We start from the raw sequence: 2004 nt of genomic DNA on the forward strand, positions 1-2004 counted from the left end.
TTGGCATTTGAGGGAGATTGAGACATTACACATGAGTATGTTGGAATGAAGCTAGTAAGCTCCGTCAGCCAGCGGCAACGGCGGTTTGTGAAAGCTGCCGAACTGCTGCAGCGCGGCAAGCGGGAGATAACGCTTGCCGCCGGGACCGGCAGCGGCGTATATAACTGCCGGTTCAGCACCCGCCTTACTTCCGGGGGCCGGAAGCCAGCTCTGGCAGCCTGTAATCATGAACGGAGCACCCAAGGCATCGTTGCGTCCTGTCGACTGGAAGGCAAGGCTGCCGCGGCTTGTCAGCAGAGTCTTTAAGCTGACTTCGCTGATAGTCTTCAGCTCAGGAGCAGTAAGCCACAGTAAATCTGCATACGGGTCATCCTGCCCGCCGCTGAGCAGAGCGGGCAGAGGAGTGCGGACTTGTTGTCCAGACCCGGTGTAGACCACAAGGGCTTTGGCATCAAGCTGACTGTCCAGAATTCGGTTTGCCTGGCTAAGGCTCCAAGGCAGTACCTGCAGTACTGAGGCATTGAGATACAGCGTCTTGTCTGCAAGCGTGAGCTTCCAGACCGGCAGCAGCGGAGCGTACAGCGCCGATAGTTCTATTTTACCGGAATAAGAGGAGGTAATCAGTCCTTCCTGCACCAGATACTGGCGCAGATCATTCATACTATAAGGGAGACCATAGGTGCCGGCTCCATATTCACTCAGCAGATATTTGCCTCCGTCCGCAGCAGAAATAATGAGGTATCCGATCCGCTGCTCCCCGTTCATCACATTGACCAGCCAGCTGCGTGTGCCCGGACCCAGAGGATAGACCTCAGTTCCGGCATTCTTCCATTCCTTAAACGGAGCATCCGCCGACAATTGGCTAATCGTGAGGCGGGTGAACTCCTGCAAGGTTTCAGATGCGGGCGCCTGTGTCATAACAAGTCCGGGCAGCATCTCCTGCAGGACGGCTTGTGTGACAGTGGCCCGGCTGCCTATTGACGCGAGCGCCGGAGGCGGGGAGGCGCTGGCGGCGAACAGAGTCAACCCGAGAGTCAGACAGAGGAGCAGGCGGGTACGCCGCCCGAGCGGCCCCTTCTGCTTCGCTTTGATTTTCATGTTATCGTTCACCTTTCCTGTTCCAAAGGTTTATCGCAAGAATTACCGGGTCCGGTAAGCCTGAGCCCGGCAGGTTCTGCTTCATACTTTTAATTGTAGGGGACAAGCCCTGAAAAGGCTGTTGCTTACTGTCGCGGCAGCCTGCGGGAATTCCGCTGTTTTTTTGTTTGCTTTTAGCGAGCCGGGTCGCATTCTATGTGCTGCGCAGGTGAAACAGCCCGTACGTTACGGCAGAAACTGCAATCTGCGGCTCATACTGCCAGGTGGTCTCTTTGCGGCGGCGGTTGTATTGCTCCTCTATACCGAGGCGTTTCTCCTCATCCTGCTCCTTCAGCAGCTCCTCGTAATAGATATCCACGATGCTCAGCTCCAGCCGCAGGCGTTCGCGGGCTTCCTCGGCCCAGGTATAATCCAGCAGAGCCAGCTTCGAGGTCAGATATCCCTCCAGCCTGTCGGCTCCAGCGCTAACGGACAGCTCAGAAGGCTGGATGTGGATATTCTCAGGCAGCCTTGGCGTAAGCTCCCGCGAAGCCAGCCGGGCTTCGAAGTCCGGAACAATCAGCCCGGAGGTCAGTGACACCGCAATGAAATGCATCTCTTCACGCTTAAGGTCACAGGTCATCTCCACCTTGTAGCAGACGGCAAGCCAAGGCTCGTAGGCGGCCGAGAACAGCGTGGTCCGCTGCCGGAGTCCCGGGTCCTCGAACAGCTGCAGGCATTTGCCCTCTTCCTGTGCCGCTGACCAGATCTGCCGCAGGCGCTTGCTGCCGTAGATCACATCCTCGCGGCGGATCATGCCTGGCCCGATGCGCGGTAGCTGCGGGACGATACCGAAGTACCGGGCGAGAATGCTGTCCTCCGGATCAGCGGAGACCCCGGGCGGCACCACGCCTCCGGGTGCAGCAG

General features: G+C 58.0%; 2 protein-coding genes. Both read right to left on the bottom strand.

Going from position 1 to position 2004, the window contains the following annotated elements:
- Positions 1-51: 51 nt before the first annotated feature.
- Positions 52-1098: a hypothetical protein gene (locus QW71_RS38435; protein WP_052770599.1), complete on the bottom strand. Its 1047-nt coding sequence runs from the start codon at positions 1096-1098 to the stop codon at positions 52-54.
- 193 nt (positions 1099-1291) lie between these two features.
- Positions 1292-2004: YqhG family protein (locus QW71_RS35895; protein ID WP_047014168.1), on the bottom strand; the 713-nt coding region annotated here is incomplete at its 5' end.

Origin of the sequence: Paenibacillus sp. IHB B 3415 (assembly GCF_000802655.2) — a bacterium.
Taxonomy (GTDB): Bacteria; Bacillota; Bacilli; order Paenibacillales; family Paenibacillaceae; genus Paenibacillus_AQ; species Paenibacillus_AQ phytohabitans.